Annotated in this window: 13 protein-coding genes and 1 pseudogene; 8 read left to right on the forward strand and 6 right to left on the reverse strand. The window is 69.6% G+C overall.

Annotated elements, in window-relative coordinates; translation table 11 throughout:
- Positions 1–96: 96 nt before the first annotated feature.
- Positions 97–795 (reverse strand): hypothetical protein, encoded by a 699-nt coding sequence (locus tag ACFPFQ_RS43165; RefSeq protein WP_379629076.1) that lies wholly within the window; start codon positions 793–795, stop codon positions 97–99.
- Positions 796–874: 79 nt separating this feature from the next.
- Positions 875–1,876, reverse strand: coding sequence for an NAD(P)-dependent alcohol dehydrogenase (locus ACFPFQ_RS43170; RefSeq protein WP_379629077.1), 1,002 nt, complete (start codon positions 1,874–1,876; stop codon positions 875–877).
- A gap of 221 nt (positions 1,877–2,097) precedes the next feature.
- On the opposite strand from ACFPFQ_RS43170, the gene ACFPFQ_RS43175 reads away from it, so the two are divergent.
- Positions 2,098–2,715 carry a TetR/AcrR family transcriptional regulator gene (locus ACFPFQ_RS43175; RefSeq protein ID WP_379629078.1) on the forward strand — a complete coding sequence of 206 codons (618 nt, stop codon included), beginning with the start codon at positions 2,098–2,100 and terminating at the stop codon, positions 2,713–2,715.
- A 461-nt stretch (positions 2,716–3,176) separates the two neighbouring features.
- On the opposite strand, the gene ACFPFQ_RS43180 is transcribed toward ACFPFQ_RS43175, so the two are convergent.
- Entirely contained in the window at positions 3,177–3,839 is a 663-nt protein-coding gene (locus tag ACFPFQ_RS43180) for a phosphatase PAP2 family protein (RefSeq protein WP_379629079.1), read from the reverse strand.
- 641 nt (positions 3,840–4,480) lie between these two features.
- Between ACFPFQ_RS43180 and ACFPFQ_RS43185 the strand changes: the two genes are divergently transcribed.
- The gene (locus ACFPFQ_RS43185; RefSeq protein ID WP_379629080.1) at positions 4,481–4,825 is read left to right on the forward strand and encodes an ArsR/SmtB family transcription factor; all 345 of its coding nucleotides are present in this window, start codon (positions 4,481–4,483) and stop codon (positions 4,823–4,825) included.
- Entirely contained in the window at positions 4,822–5,667 is an 846-nt protein-coding gene (locus ACFPFQ_RS43190) for an SRPBCC domain-containing protein (protein WP_379629081.1), read from the forward strand. Before ACFPFQ_RS43185 ends, ACFPFQ_RS43190 begins: the two co-directional genes overlap by 4 nt.
- A gap of 231 nt (positions 5,668–5,898) precedes the next feature.
- Here ACFPFQ_RS43190 and ACFPFQ_RS43195 read toward each other — a convergent pair whose 3' ends face one another.
- On the reverse strand, positions 5,899–7,275 hold the full coding sequence (locus ACFPFQ_RS43195; RefSeq protein ID WP_379629082.1) for an FAD-dependent oxidoreductase: 1,377 nt from the start codon (positions 7,273–7,275) through the stop codon (positions 5,899–5,901).
- A gap of 57 nt (positions 7,276–7,332) precedes the next feature.
- Here ACFPFQ_RS43195 and ACFPFQ_RS43200 point away from each other — a divergent pair, with 57 nt between their 5' ends.
- A complete protein-coding gene (locus ACFPFQ_RS43200; protein WP_379629083.1) occupies positions 7,333–7,998 on the forward strand; it encodes a TetR/AcrR family transcriptional regulator in 666 nt (221 codons plus the stop codon).
- An 815-nt stretch (positions 7,999–8,813) separates the two neighbouring features.
- Here ACFPFQ_RS43200 and ACFPFQ_RS43205 read toward each other — a convergent pair.
- The gene (locus ACFPFQ_RS43205; RefSeq protein ID WP_379629084.1) at positions 8,814–9,254 is read right to left on the reverse strand and encodes a YybH family protein; all 441 of its coding nucleotides are present in this window, start codon (positions 9,252–9,254) and stop codon (positions 8,814–8,816) included.
- A 52-nt stretch (positions 9,255–9,306) separates the two neighbouring features.
- Here ACFPFQ_RS43205 and ACFPFQ_RS43210 point away from each other — a divergent pair, with 52 nt between their 5' ends.
- Complete coding sequence (locus ACFPFQ_RS43210) at positions 9,307–9,978, forward strand: TetR/AcrR family transcriptional regulator (protein ID WP_379629085.1); 672 nt, start codon at positions 9,307–9,309, stop codon at positions 9,976–9,978.
- 158 nt (positions 9,979–10,136) lie between these two features.
- Here the strand turns inward: ACFPFQ_RS43210 and ACFPFQ_RS43215 are convergent, their stop codons facing one another.
- Entirely contained in the window at positions 10,137–10,436 is a 300-nt protein-coding gene (locus ACFPFQ_RS43215) for a PadR family transcriptional regulator (protein WP_379629086.1), read from the reverse strand.
- Positions 10,437–11,531: 1,095 nt separating this feature from the next.
- Between ACFPFQ_RS43215 and ACFPFQ_RS43220 the strand changes: the two genes are divergently transcribed.
- The 3 genes and pseudogenes from ACFPFQ_RS43220 to ACFPFQ_RS43230 all read left to right on the forward strand — a co-directional run.
- Positions 11,532–12,068, forward strand: coding sequence for a TetR/AcrR family transcriptional regulator (locus ACFPFQ_RS43220; RefSeq protein WP_379629087.1), 537 nt, complete (start codon positions 11,532–11,534; stop codon positions 12,066–12,068).
- Positions 12,061–13,188, forward strand: a complete 1,128-nt coding sequence (locus ACFPFQ_RS43225) for a glycosyltransferase (RefSeq protein ID WP_379629088.1) — start codon at positions 12,061–12,063, stop codon at positions 13,186–13,188. Before ACFPFQ_RS43220 ends, ACFPFQ_RS43225 begins: the two co-directional genes overlap by 8 nt.
- A 238-nt stretch (positions 13,189–13,426) precedes the next feature.
- A pseudogene (locus tag ACFPFQ_RS43230) lies at positions 13,427–13,777 on the forward strand (ISAzo13 family transposase); the annotation flags it as partial.
- Positions 13,778–13,844: the final 67 nt, after the last annotated feature.

Below are 13,844 nucleotides of genomic sequence, written 5' to 3' on the forward strand. Positions count from 1 at the left end.
CAGGTCCGCGTCGCGCGAGCCCACCACCCTTTCTGACGGCCGGAGTGTCGTGGGCGGACCGGCCTGCGGGCCGGCGATCAGCACGCAGACCGACGGTCAATCGACGTCGCTACGGACGAGGCGCACGCCGGTCACGATCAGCCAGACGAGACAGGCGGCGAACCCTGCGAGCCCGACGAAGATCAGCGTCGAGCCGTCGGCGATCGCGACGTTGCCGAACCCCGCGGCGAGCAGCAAGCTCCCGCCCACCAGTCCCGGCAGGCGCTGCCAAGCCGGAGTCAGCCCGCTCGCGTGCGCGGCGAGGGCCGCGCCGATGAAGGTGGTGCCGAGCGTCGACAGCGCCAGCGCGAACGCCGCCGCGTGGACCTGCCAGACGAGCTCGAACGCGGGCGTCGGCCCGGCGAGCCCGCCGGCGGAGAGCGCGAGCCCGATCTGCAGGACGTTGACAAGCACGAAGATGGCCGACAGCGTCGCGCCGGCGGCCAAGGCGATGCGCGACCAGTCGGCGCCGGCTCCGCCGCGCCGCTCCACGAGGCCGTGCAGGCCCGTCACGAACACGAGCAGCAGCGGCAGGTACAGGGCCACCAGACCGGACACGATCGCGACCGAGTCGCGGTTGGCCGCGTAGTAGGCCAGCACCTCCTCGATCGGAGCGCCGAAGGCCGGCGCGCCCGAAGCCGCCAGCACCGCGTTCTCCATCACCACCGACACCGCGAACGCGATCGCCGCGGCGCCGACGAGCCGGCCCCGAACGAAACGACTGCGGGCGTTCTCCCTGGTTGTCCTGGTCATCATCATCTTGCTCCTCCGGGGGTCCGTCCGCGGTGTGGCGGCCGGGTTGGGTACGCGTCAACTGAGGTGGGCCGGCCCGTCGTCAGATGGTGACGACGACCTTGCCTCGGGTGTGACCAGCACCGACATAGCGGAGCGCCTCGGCGGCATCGCTGAGTGGATGGGTGCGGTCGATGACCGGCGTGACCCGCCCGGCCGCGAGGAGGTCGGCCAGAGCGAGCAGGTCCTCGTGCTTCCCGACCGACAGGAACGGCCGCAGGCTCTGGTTGGTGAACCGCGACAACAGGCGGGCTTTGCCGATTCGGCCCAGCGGACCGAGCCAGCGGCCACCGCGTCCGCTGTTGGGAATGAGGACACCGGTCGGCGTCAGCGCTCGGCGGACAGCCGCCAGGGGCTGGGCTTCCACGTTGTCGAGGATGACGTCGTAGCGCTTCCCGATTCGGGTGAAGTCGGTCCTCGTGTAGTCGACGACGTGGTCGGCACCGAGCGACCGGACCAGGTCGACGTTGCCGGCGCTGCACACACCCGTCACCTCGGCGCCGAACGCCTTGGCGATCTGTACGGCGAAGGAGCCCACGCCGCCCGACGCGCCCGTGACCAGCACCGTCTGGCCCGGACGAACGTTCGCGATGTCGCGCAATGCCTGCAACGCCGTCATGGCCGACGTGGGCACCGCTGCCGCGTCCACGACCGACAGGTTGGCAGGCGTGGACACGAGGTTCCCCGCCGGGACGCAGGCGCACTGGGCGAGCGTTCCAGCGGTGCTCCAGCCGAACACCTGGTCGCCGGGCTGGAGAGCGGTGACATCCTTCCCGACCTCTCTCACCACGCCGGCGAGGTCCCTGCCAGGGATGCCGTGGCGCGGCCGGCGGAGCCCGAACGCCAGGCGCACCACGTACGGCTCACCGGTCATGACGAAGTAGTCGCCAGGATGTACTGAGGCCGCGCCCACCTGCACGAGCACATCGCCTCGACCGGGCAGCGGTAGCCCGACCTCGGACGACTCGAGCACTGAGGGCGGGCCGTAGCGGTGCTGGACGGCGGCCCGCATCGTCGCCGCCCCGGCCGGGCTCGTCCCTGACACCAGGCGTGCTGACGCCTTCGATCGCTGTTCGGTTCCCATAGGGCCTCCGCACGTCCGCCATGTGACTCTCACTTGCTCGTACACCGTACGACGTACACCGTACGTCGGACTATGACCGTACGCTGTACGATTGTCAAGCCGTCGAGGGAACGAGGAGATGATCTGTGTCTGCGAGGAAACAACGCCAGGTCGCGTCAGACGCGGGACTGAGCAGGCAGCGGATGGTGGTCGAGGCGGTCCGGCTCGCCGACCGCGAGGGGGTCGACGGGCTGAGCATGCGCCGGCTGGCCGGCGCGCTCGGCGCGGGCGCGATGTCGCTCTATCACTACGTGGCGAGCAAGGAGGAGTTGCTGGACGCCATGATCGACGTCGTGTTCGAGGAGATCGAGCTGCCGCCCGAGGGGACTGACTGGCAGTCGGCGATGCGACGGCGTTCGGTATCCGCCCGACAGGTTCTCGCACGCCACCCGTGGGCGATCGGGCTGATGGAGTCCAGGACATCGCCAGGGCCCGCGCACCTCCGCCACCGCGAGGCGGTCACCGCCTGCCTGCGGAGGGCCGGCTTCTCGGTTCTGATGGCGACGCACGCCAATTGGTTGCTCGACGTCTACGTCTACGGGTTCGCCCTGCAGGAAGCCAGCCTGCCGTTCGACACCGCCGATGAGTTCGCGGACGTGGCCGAGGACGTCTTCCTCCCTCAGCTTCCTCCTGACGAGTTCCCTTACCTCAACGAGTCCGCCGCGGCGCTCGTCGCTGCCGGCTATGACCCGGCAGAGGAGTTCACCTTCGGCCTCGACCTCGTCCTAGCCGCCCTCGAGCCCCTGAGAGCCTCCGCATAGAACGCCCGCGGACCGTCGCGCGGGCCCCTGCACCGCAACTCCGATCCCATGACCGCCGCACCGGGTGCCGTACGGCATGGCCGGAGTTCGAGGATCGGCGCCACCATCTCCTGAAGCGCACCGCTGCCATTCGAATGCTCAAGGCCCTGCTCGAACTCCCCCCATCATCCAGCGTTGTGGTGGAGCCCGCACCGAACCACGGACCCGGCCTCGCCTGGTGTGCGCATGCATCGGCGAGATGGCCGCTGAACTCGATCACGCCGTCGGCACCTCTCGCCATCGTGAGCGCCATCAACATGGCGGCGGCGCTGGGTGTTGCGCAATGACGTCGAGCACGAGCTCACCACAGTTCGCACCACGAACGAGCCAGCCGCCGTAGATCGTCGGGCAGTACCCGATCCGACCACCCGGGGTCACGCCACCCGGCACAACTTCTCCCGTCCGCGCAGATATCCCGCGTGTCAGATTTCCCGCGGATCGAGGCCCGGCCCAATCTCCGGCTCGAGGCCCGCTGCCAGATCGGCCGGCCCGCGACCGCCCTCACGGCGCCATGTGTTGAACGACGCGACCATCAACGCGACCCAGGCAGCCCCGAGGACATATCCGGCAAGGACATCCGACACGTAGTGCACGCCCAACGCGACCCGGGAGAACCCGATCGCCAGAACCATCAGCACCGCAACGGTGAACGCGATCGGACGGGCAGCCCCGTGCAGCACCGGCAGGAACACCAGCAGCAGAACCGCATAGCCGACCATCGCGCCCTGGGCGTGCCCGCTGGGGAAACTCGTACCCGTCTCGTTCGCGATCGGATCGATGAGCACCGGACGGGCCCGGTGCACGGCCAGCTTCACCAGCTCGTTGAGCAGCCCGCTGCCGCCAACCGTGACAACGACGAACAACGCCAACCGGACCAGCCGGCGCCACAACAACCAGCCGATCACCACGGTGAAGCAGATCAGGTAGGCCCACCACCTCCCGATGTTGCTCAGCGCCTCCATCACCGCCACGAAACCGCCACGGGTCAGAGCGAACGCGTGCAGGTTGTCCCGCGCCGCGTCATCCGCCCGCAGCAGCGGCGACCACTGCGCTTCCACGAGCAACAACAGCAGGCCGAACGGCACCGCGAGCAGACCCAGCGCAACGGCGGCCAGCACGGCCCGCGCACCGAAGCGCGCGCCGCGCGTGGCCTCGTTGCGGCGATGGGAGCGAGTCACCTTCCTCTCATACCCCGAACAGATCGGGACCAGTCGCGCTCGGACGCATCGGTCCGCTGTCGACGGTGTCCGCTCGAGACGTTGTCAGCGAGTTGCCGTCCACACGTCGACCACCGGACCGGCAGTGGCTGTGCGGCCGATCTGCGGGAGTCCTTCATGTCCTCGAGCCTGCGCAGCAGGGTTCAGAGCGGTGATCGCCGGATCACCCGACACCGGCCGCAGCGGGCCGCGGCCCCCAGTGCCGCAACCCTGGACACACCACTGCGCCACGCACGAGCGGTGAGCTCCTCGCCGCTGGACGGGGACCCGGCTTCGTCGTAGCCGTGCCGATCGGCACCCCGGTCACCGGTGTCATCCGGGCCGCAACCTCACCAAGGGTGGGTCGTCGCTTCGCCCTCGGCGGAGTTCGCGTTCCAGCGGCGGGCCGCCTCGCTCCACGCCCGCAACAGGAGGATCGTCGCTACCAGCGTGCCCGACCTGTGTTGCTCCCCCGCCACCGACGTGGAGCCTTGACGGGAACGGAGCGTTAGTGCAGGCTTTCGTTAGCCATGACTAACGCTGATGCCCTCCTCGAAGCCCTTGCCGAACCCACCCGGCGAGCGATTCTCGAACGTCTCGTCGACCGTCCCTCGGCCGTCACCGATCTCGCCCGCGACCTACCCATCACCCGCTCGGCCGTATCGCAACACCTGCAGATCCTCAAGACCGTCGGCCTGGTCACCGACCGACCCATGGGCACCCGCCGCGTCTACAGCGTCGACCCCGACGCACTCGCGGTCCTGCGCTCCTACTTCGACGCGTTCTGGACCCGATCGCTGGCGGCATTCCGCGTCGCCGCCGAGCAGCCGACAACCCCAACACCCACGCCCGCGCACCCGCTGGAGAACCCGTGACCGTCAAGACCACCACGTCGGTCAACACCGCCGTCGAGGTCGACGCCCCGATCACCCGGGCGTTCCATGTCTTCACCGCCGAGATCGGCACCTGGTGGGACGAGGACAAGCACATCCTCACCGCACCCCTGGCCGAGATGACCTTCCAACCCTGGGTGGGTGGCAACATCATCGACCGCGGCACCGACGGCAGCGAATGCCGCTGGGCCCGCATCCTCGCCTACGACCCACCCGACCGCGTCGTGTTCAGCTGGGACATCACCACCCGCTGGACCATCGAGACCGACCCCGCCCGCGCCAGCGAAGTCGAGATCGCCTTCACCGCACTCGGGCCGGACCGCACCCGCGTCGTACTCACCCACCGCCACCTCGACCGCCACGGCGAGGGCTGGGAACAGATGCGCGACGCCGTCGGCTCCGGCTGGAGCCTCGACTCCTTCGCCGCAGCCGTACACCGCACCCACGAGCCCGACCCGACACCGACATGGCCAGGCGACCTGCCGACGATCACCAACGACCAGATGCACCAGCGCCTGCAGGCCGCCCAGCCCTACACCGCGATCGTGCTGCGCACAACGGACGCCTGTGTCCGCCCCGACGTCGACCCCATCATCTGGGAACACGGCCGCCGCAACATGGCACTCGTCGACGCCGGCCTCCTCGCCGTCGTCCTGCCCTGCACCGACAACAGCGGCATCGCCGGATTCGGCGTATTCAACGCCTCCCCCGACATCACCCGACAGATCCTCGACGCCGACCCCGGCATCCGAGCCGGCATCTTCACCTACGACATCCACCCCGTCCGCGGCTTCCCCGGCGCCACCCTGCCCGCCTCGGACTGACACCGGTCGCTGATGCCGGCCTGATCGATGTCGAGATCACCGAAACCCACGGCGTCCACAACCATGCCGCAGCAGCAATCATTCGCGCCACGCAACCCGACGCCTGACCACGCGCTGCGTTCGTGATCATCGAGCAAGATGCGGATGCTCACCTCAGCGGATCACGTTTCTCTATGGCCACCGAACCGATGAGATCGGGTTGGACGTGACATGCGGGTGGGGCTCGCGTTGTCAGACAACGGCGTGATCGAGCGCGAGGAACTGTTGCCGGGATGGCAACGGCGCGTCGTTCAGGTGGGTGGTGGCGCCGGCGTTGGTGGCGCCGAGGACTCGATCAGCGATCTCGGTGTCGCCCCAGAACGCTTCGGGCGGGTCGATCAGGTTGCGGTAGCGCATGTAGGCGACGCCGACGCCGGCATCGGTCCGTGCCACAAGGGCAGCGGCGGCGTGGCGGAACGGACGGTCCAGGTGCGGGCTCGGCGGCCTGCCTGCCCAGGCGGCGTTCGTCTCGGCGTCGAGCAGCAGCGTGTCGTAGAACCACGGCTCGTGATGTTGCGTGGTCCACACGGTGTGGGCTCGAGTGACGGCCGACGGGTTGTCGAATGCGGTCATGGCGTCGACCAGCGCGGCGGCAGAGGCCATCGCGAGCGCGCCACCGCGCCCCCACGTTGGATTGGTGCACACCGCGGAGTCGCCGACCGCCAGCAGCCCGACCGGCGAACGCCCGTCGGGCGCGGTGTGGCGCAACTGGTTGGCCAGCCCGCCCATGAACTGCACGGTCCCGACCGGGCGTGCGTCCTCCAGCCAGGCCGCGGCCGAGGGCACCGAGGCGACGGCGGCACGAAACCCATCGGAGTCCATCAGCAACCTGCGCAGGGCCCGGTCGCCCACCGGCGCGAAGAAAGTGGCGGAGAACCAGTCCGCATCGGCGGGGCACAGCAGTAGCGTCGCGAACGCCAGCTCGACCCGCAACATCGGATCGGTCGCCGTGAAGGGGGTGGAGCGGCGGAACCACCGGGTGAAGTACGCCTGACCGGTCTCGACGGTCCGAGTCTGGGGCGCGGACGCACCCGCGTGCACGCACCACTCGCCGATCCGCGACCGTCGCCCCGTGGCGTCGATGACCAGCTGCGCGGCGAGCTCACCGGATGTCGTGATCACACCCGAGACCCGCGGACGGCTGCGGCCACCCAGGCGCAGCCCGGTGACCTCGGTGCCCGGCCGGAACTCGATACCAGGCTCGGCCAGCACGGTCCGGCGCAACACCCACTCCAGGATCGGGCGACGGCAGCGCAGCTGCACCAGCTCGGCAGCGACCGGCCCCGGGAGCGTGAGCAGCTGCGCTGCGCACGCGCCCACCGCGCCCAGCTCGGCCAGGACATCCGGCGCTCGCGCCGCGAGGATCGACCAGCCCAGCGCCTGGGTCCCGTGCAACTGCCGGAACTGCGGCACCCCGCGCCGGCGCCAGCCCTGCCAGACGTCTTCGGGCGCGGCGGGAACCGGCCGGTCGTCGCCCTCCAGCACCACCACCTCCCGCCCGCTGCGCGCCGCGAACAGCGCCACGACCAGCCCCGCAAGGCTGCCGCCGGCCACCACGATCCTGTCCATCACCCACCGCCCTTGAGTATAGTGAAACTATACTGAATAGTGCGGTACTGTACTCAGGTGACGGGCCGGGTCAAGCGCCCCAGCGGGCTGCGTGCCGAACAAGCCGCGCACACGCGCGCGCGGATCCTGGACGCCGCACGCGAGGTCTTCCAACGCTGCGGATACGCCGGAGCCCGGATCGAGGACATCGCCGGCCACGCCGGCGTGGCCGTGCCGACGGTCTACAAGGGATTCCTCAACAAGCGCACCCTGCTGATCGGCGCCGTCGAACGCGCCACGACCGGGGCCGACTACGGGGCCGACGTGCAAGAACAGGACTGGTGGCAGGAACAGCTGCACGAGCCCGACCCCGTCCGCCAGCTGCACCTCATCGCCCGCAACGCCCGGCGGATCTACGACCGCGCAGCACCCGTCCTCGAGGTACTGCACGCCGCCGCGCCCCTCGACCCCGACATCGCCGCCGCATGGACGGACTTCGCCACGCAACGGCACAACCGAAGCCACCGCAGCGCCACCGAACTCCTCACCAAGGCTAGCGGTCGCGCACGACTGGACCAGCAGGAAACCGCCGTCACCCTGCTCGCCCTCACCCGCCCAGAGCTCTACACCGAACAACTCGGACTCGGCCGAACCCCTGACCAGTACCAGAACTGGCTCGCCGACATCCTCACCGCGGGCCTGCTGCACCCTGACGACGCCGCGCCACCACGATCCGAGGCCTGATCAACAACTACCCGACCGCCCCTGCTGCCGAGCGGCTCGGGTAAGGGGTGGGCTGCTTCGCGGCTGGAGGGTCGATCAGCAGGATCGGGTTCTCCGCCACCCACCGCCACCGCACGCCCTTCTCATAGGCCGCACGGAGCACGAAGTGGATGTGGCGGATCGTCGTCGACGACAGCGGATTGCACCGATGCGGACGGCAGCGCTTGTCGGTGGTCCGTGCCGTCGCGGGAGCTGCAATTGATGCGGCATCGGCGCAGCTCGGCGTACAGGGAGTCCAGCACCTCCACGTCGACCGCCGCTGCCTTCAGCCGCCCGACGAACGTCCGGACGCGCTTCCCCAGGTACTTCGCGTACATCTTCCGCGTGCCATCGCGGTGTCACGGACACGAACCCGTAGATCAGCGACTTGCAAATGTCCCTGTCGCAGGGGTGGGCGCAGCAGGGTTCGAACCTGCGACCGCTCGGGTGTAAAGCAGTCCGCCGACAACGCACCGGGCATCTAGCAGCAACAATAGGCCCGATGCCCTCCACGTAGGCACTGAAACCACTCCGAGCAACACCGTCTCGCACCACGAATGGCTCCACGGTCGCTCCGGCGCCGCCGGGGCGGGCGTCGATGCGCCATGTCGGCGCTGCGGACGGCGATGTCGCCGTTCGCGGCGGTCAGCCTTGCGCTGTCGCCGCTTGTGCGACGCTGCCGGTCGCGAGGGAGAGTTCCGCCGTTCAGTGATTCCACGAGTGCTGGTCGGGCCGTCGCGACGGATTCGTGAACGACCCTCCAGGAACCGGACTCGACGTCAGATGCCACGTGCCGGTCAGGCCACGCCGGCGGCCGACGCGACCGGGAAGTCCTCGCGCTCTGGGGGGCGATCCCCGTGACGGTGGACTATCCGCCATTCGCCGTCCTCCCGGCGGAAGACGTGGGTGGTGCGCAGCGTGTACGTCACCTGCTCACCACCCGGAGCCTCCACGGTCTTGTGTTCGAGCGCGACGGTGTAGGCGAGGTCGCCGCAGGCCCCGGCCGCGATCAACTCCTGCTTCTCGTCCACCAGCCCGGCGAAGCGGCCGGCCACCCAAGTCTGGACCTGTCGCACCCCCTCGCTCCCGCTCGCGGATCCGCCCGCACCGAACAATGTGACCGGATCGCGGGTGGACCAGATGGCGGCCCAGGGCTCCACGTCGCCGCCGCAGAGCGCCCGGTATGCGCGTTGCCATCGCGGCAGCATCTCGGCGAGGAACTTGTCGACCTGTGCCATGATGACCTCCGATACAGTCCTCCTGTTTTCAATATGAGAATGGTGTACCCGATTGAGTGAGGGTGTCAAGAGGCGCTACGACTCGACGCGACGCCAGGAGCAGGCGCGGGAGAACCAGCGGCGGATCGTCTCCGCCGCGCACACGCTGTTCGTCGACAAGGGCTACGGCCGCACGACGATGGCGGACATCGCCACACAGGCAGGGGTCGCCACCGAGACGGTGTACGCGACGTTCCGGAACAAGCCCACGCTCCTGCACCGGGCGTGGGATGTCGCGGTCGGCGGCGACGAGCAGGACATCCACCTCCTCGACCGGCCCGAGATGCACGCGGTCCTCGCCGAGCCCGACCTCGCCACCCGGCTGACCCGCTTCGCCGAGGTCAACACCGCGATCATGCGACGCACGGCACCACTACTGCGCGCGCTGCGAGGCGCCGCTACCAGCGAACCCGCCGCGGCCGCGCTGGTGGCGGAGGCCGACAGCGCACGGCTCGAGGCGATGGGGATCCATGTGGCCGCCGCTGCCCGCACCGGGCGGCTCGCAGTCTCCGCACAGGAGTGCCGCGACGTGCTGTGGTCCACGACGGACGGGACCCTCTGGCACCGCCTGGTCGTCGAGCGCGGCTGGACCGACGACCGCTACGCCACCTGGCTCGGGCAGATGTGGGTATCGATGCTCGTCACTGACGACCAGGAGACTGTCGGTCGGCTCCACCTCGGATAGCACCAGGAAGTGCCCGACAACGACCGCGGAGACGCTGGATGCTCGAGCATCTGAACGTCGTGCGGCAGCTGATCCTCCACACATCGGCCCGCCCGACATTCGCTCCGGTAGCCGACTGATCGTCCCCGAGGGGGCAACAGTCGGTCGTGCAGTCGCGACTACCGGCCGGCGAGGTTGTGCCAGCTCCGTGCGCACCGTTGGCCCGCTGGCAGGGAGCAGCAGAGTCGCGCGGCGCTCGCGCTGACTGCGGTCGAGAACTCCTCCCAGCCGCTGCGGGTGGTGTCCAATCCGGCGATTCCGGCCGGAGTGAGCTCGCAGCTGCGCCGCCGCCGGCCCGAATCCGACGACCACTGACTGCAGATCAAGCCGGCCCGCTCCAGCCGGTGCAATGCCGGATACACCGTGCCCGTAGGCAGGTCGATCCGACCGCCGCTACCGGTGCGCAACCGCTCGATCACTGCGTTGCCGCAAGGGCAGCCGTCGCCATCGCCGTTTCGGCCGCACCTTCCTACTCGGCTTGCTCGGGCTGGGCCTCACGGCGCCGGTGCTGGCTGCTGTGGACTGGGTGAATCGCTAGCACCTCGCGGCCCTGGGCGTCGTCACCGTCTGCGCCGCGGGCGCCGGGTTCAGCGCTGTGCGGTTGGCCCACCCGGCCCGGCTCGCGGTCCACATCACCGGGATGGGTGTCTGCCTACATCAGCATGCTGACCGCGTTCTACGTCGACAACGGGCCCCGGCTCCCGCTGCGGTCGGTGCACCGATACTGGTCCGGGCACTGCTCCGACGCCGCGTTCCACCCGCTCTCAGCAGCAGCTGCTGAGCGCCGCTTCGGCGCCCGCGGGACCCGCGCAACAGACTGCACCATCGGGCTGGTCAGCCGGGCGGATGCTGGTGTCTCGCCGGCGCAGCCGGGATCGCGCCCTCGACCCGCGCCTCCGGGCGGTCCCACTACGTCGTGTTCCGCCGCGGCTGCAACTACCGCCTACGCCAGGGCCTGGTCGACTCCGCCGCGGCCGACCGCCAGGCCAACCCCTGGGCCCGGCAGGTCTACGCCCGAGCCCGAACCCGCGGGCACGACCACGCCCACGCCGTGCGGATCCTCGCCCGCGCCTGGCTCCGCATCATCTGGCGATGCTGGCAAGACCGCGCCCCCTACGGCCCAGCCAGTCACCTCTCCGCGGTCGCAAACCGCCCCATACCGACAACCCCGGGCCCACCCACATGGCGCCCTGACCAGCCCTCGCGTCGTTCCCGACAGCGGCCAGCACCATCCGCCCGCAGGCGGTGTCCAGGCCGGCCGCAAGCCACGCAGGACCCGGACTTGACACCGCCGAGGACGGCGGCACGGTCCCGCGCCGGGAACGACCCACCCCCCTTGAAGGGCTTCCCCCCGGGCCGGCCGAAGCCCACGCCGTCGACGTTCGCGTAAACGATCGTTGACACGAAATCCCATATTGGCGTTAACTATGAGTATCATGAAAACCGCACGTGCTTACACGATGGGCGCACGGGCCGAGGCCGCCGAAGCGACCCGGCTGGCGATCCTCGACGCCGTGGTGACGCTGGCCAGTGAGCGGATGCTCAGCGACATCGCGCTCGACGACGTCGCCGAACGGGCCGGCGTGAGCGTCCAGACCGTCCTGCGGCGGTTCGGCTCACGCGCCGGACTGTTCGAGCAGGCCCACCAGCATGGCCGTGAGCAGGTCGTCGAGGAACGTCGCGCCCCCGTGGGTGACGTGGCGGCCGCGATGCGGGTGCTCGCCGAGCACTATGAGCGTCGCGGCCGCGCCGCCCTGTTGTTCCTCGCCCAGGAAGAACGCGAGCCGGTCGCCGCCCGCATCACCACGCAGGGTCGAGCGTTGCACCGTTCTTGGGTCGAGCAGGTCTTCGCGCCCTTCCTGCCCCGAACTCGCAGCGATCGAGAGCAGGCTGTGGATCTGCTGGTGGTGGCGTGCGATGTCTACACCTGGAAGCTGCTGCGCCTCGACCGCGGCCTGAGCCGGGCGCAGACCACGCGCCGCACGGAACGTCTGGTGAGGAGCGTCCTCGCCGGACTCGGGACGGTCTCGGAAGGGAAGTCCGATGTCTGAGTTCCTGATCGCCACCTGGCACGGTGGGGGCAACGTGGCACCGGCGATGGTGGTTGCGGCTGAACTGCGACGCCGTGGGCACACCGTCCGATTCCTGGGCCACGAATCCCAGCACGTGGCTTTCACCGCCGCCGGTTTCGCTTTCTCCCCCTACCAGGGGGTGCGGCCCTTCGACGGCACCACACCCAACAGCGTCCCGCGGCTGGTGTCGATGATGACCGACACGGGGTTGGGCCGGGCCGTACTGGCCGAGCTCGCGACCCGACCCGTCGACGTGGTGCTGGCGGACTGCCTGCTCGTGCCCGTCCAACGTGCGTGCGCCGACGCCGGGCAGCCCTTCGTCTCGCTCGAACACCTCTTCGACGCCTATCTGCGGCGAGGCTGGCTGCGGGGCCCCGTCGGAATCGTCGCGCGCCTGAAGGGACTGCGCCCCGTCGCGACCTGGAGCCGCGCCGCGCATTGTCTTGTCGGCGCCCCCGCCTCGCTCGATCCCGCTGCAGCCGGCCCGACCCCGGCGAATGTCCGCTTCGTGGGCCCATTGCTCAACCTGCCGCCTCGGCACGCTCTCGATAGCCACGACCCAGCTGTCCTGGTGAGCCTGAGCACGTTCCACTACCCAGGGATGCAGCCGGCACTGCAAAGGGTGCTCGACGCGACCGCCGACCTGGACGCCCGCGTCATCGTGACGACCGGACCGGTCATCGACCCGGCGTCACTGCGCACCGCGCCGAACCACGAGGTGCACCGATTCGTCTCCCACGACACCCTCATGCCACAGGTCTCGCTGGTGGTCGGGCACGGCGGGCACGCCACGACGATGCGCGCCCTGGCCCACGACCTACCCCTCGTTGTCATGCCGATGCACCCACTGCTCGACCAGCCGATGGTCGGTCGGGCTGTGGCCAACGCCGGGGCCGCCCAGGTGGTCACCAAGAAGGTCGCCCCTGCAGACCTGCGACGTGTGGTGGAACGCATGCTCACCGACGGTCCCCACCGGCACGCGGCCGCGACACTAGGCAAGGAAATCCGGCAGCTCGACGCCACCACCCGCGCCGCCGATCTCCTCGAAGATGTCGCCACCCGCAACACTGCGCGACACACTTCTGATGACCAGGGCTGACGTCGCCCCGGTAGCCGCTACCCCACCGCCGCCCGCAGGCGGTGGCCGCAGGCCGCTCGCAGGGCTCGGTCTGGACACCGCCGAGGACAGCTGCACAGCCTCGCGCCGGGACGACCCACCCTCAGCTTGACATGGGGTTGTCAAGGGCGACCGCAGGTCGTCGCGCAGCAATGCCGCGGAGTTAGGGCTTGCAGAGAAATAAGCCGCTGCTTCTCGTTGTGATCGTCGTTGGTGTGGTATGGCCATACTGGTGGAGATGCAGCACTCGCTGGCGGCGAAGTTCCAAGCGGTGTTCCCGCACCTGGACGAGCGGCAACGGCGACTGCTGGCCGGTGCCGAAGCTCGTGCGCTGGGCCACGGCGGCGTACGTGTTGTGGCGAAGGCGGCCGGGATGGGTGAGGGGACCGTCTCGCGGGGCGTCGCGGAGCTCGACTCGGGTCAGGAACCGCTTGGCCGAACGCGTCACCCCGGAGGAGGCCGCAGGAAGGCCGCCGATCTGGATCCCGGTCTACGTCCGGCCTTGATGGCGCTGGTCGAACCGGATGTACGCGGAGATCCGATGTCACCCCTGCGGTGGACGACCAAGTCGGGGCCTGTCACGATTTCCGTGTAAGCCACGGATGACTAATTTAGTTAACCTATCACAGGGGAAGTCG

It is taken from the genome of Pseudonocardia sp. GCM10023141 (assembly GCF_042653605.1).

Bases quoted from the DNA above. Each gene is read 5' to 3' on its own strand.
- ACFPFQ_RS43165 (WP_379629076.1), bottom strand. From the start codon at position 795: ATGATGACCAGGACAACCAGGGAGAACGCCCGCAGTCGTTTCGTTCGG.
- ACFPFQ_RS43175 (WP_379629078.1), top strand. From the start codon at position 2,098: ATGGTGGTCGAGGCGGTCCGGCTCGCCGACCGCGAGGGGGTCGACGGG.
- ACFPFQ_RS43185 (WP_379629080.1), top strand. From the start codon at position 4,481: ATGACTAACGCTGATGCCCTCCTCGAAGCCCTTGCCGAACCCACCCGG.
- ACFPFQ_RS43195 (WP_379629082.1), bottom strand. From the start codon at position 7,275: ATGGACAGGATCGTGGTGGCCGGCGGCAGCCTTGCGGGGCTGGTCGTG.
- ACFPFQ_RS43205 (WP_379629084.1), bottom strand. From the start codon at position 9,254: ATGGCACAGGTCGACAAGTTCCTCGCCGAGATGCTGCCGCGATGGCAA.
- ACFPFQ_RS43225 (WP_379629088.1), top strand. From the start codon at position 12,061: ATGTCTGAGTTCCTGATCGCCACCTGGCACGGTGGGGGCAACGTGGCA.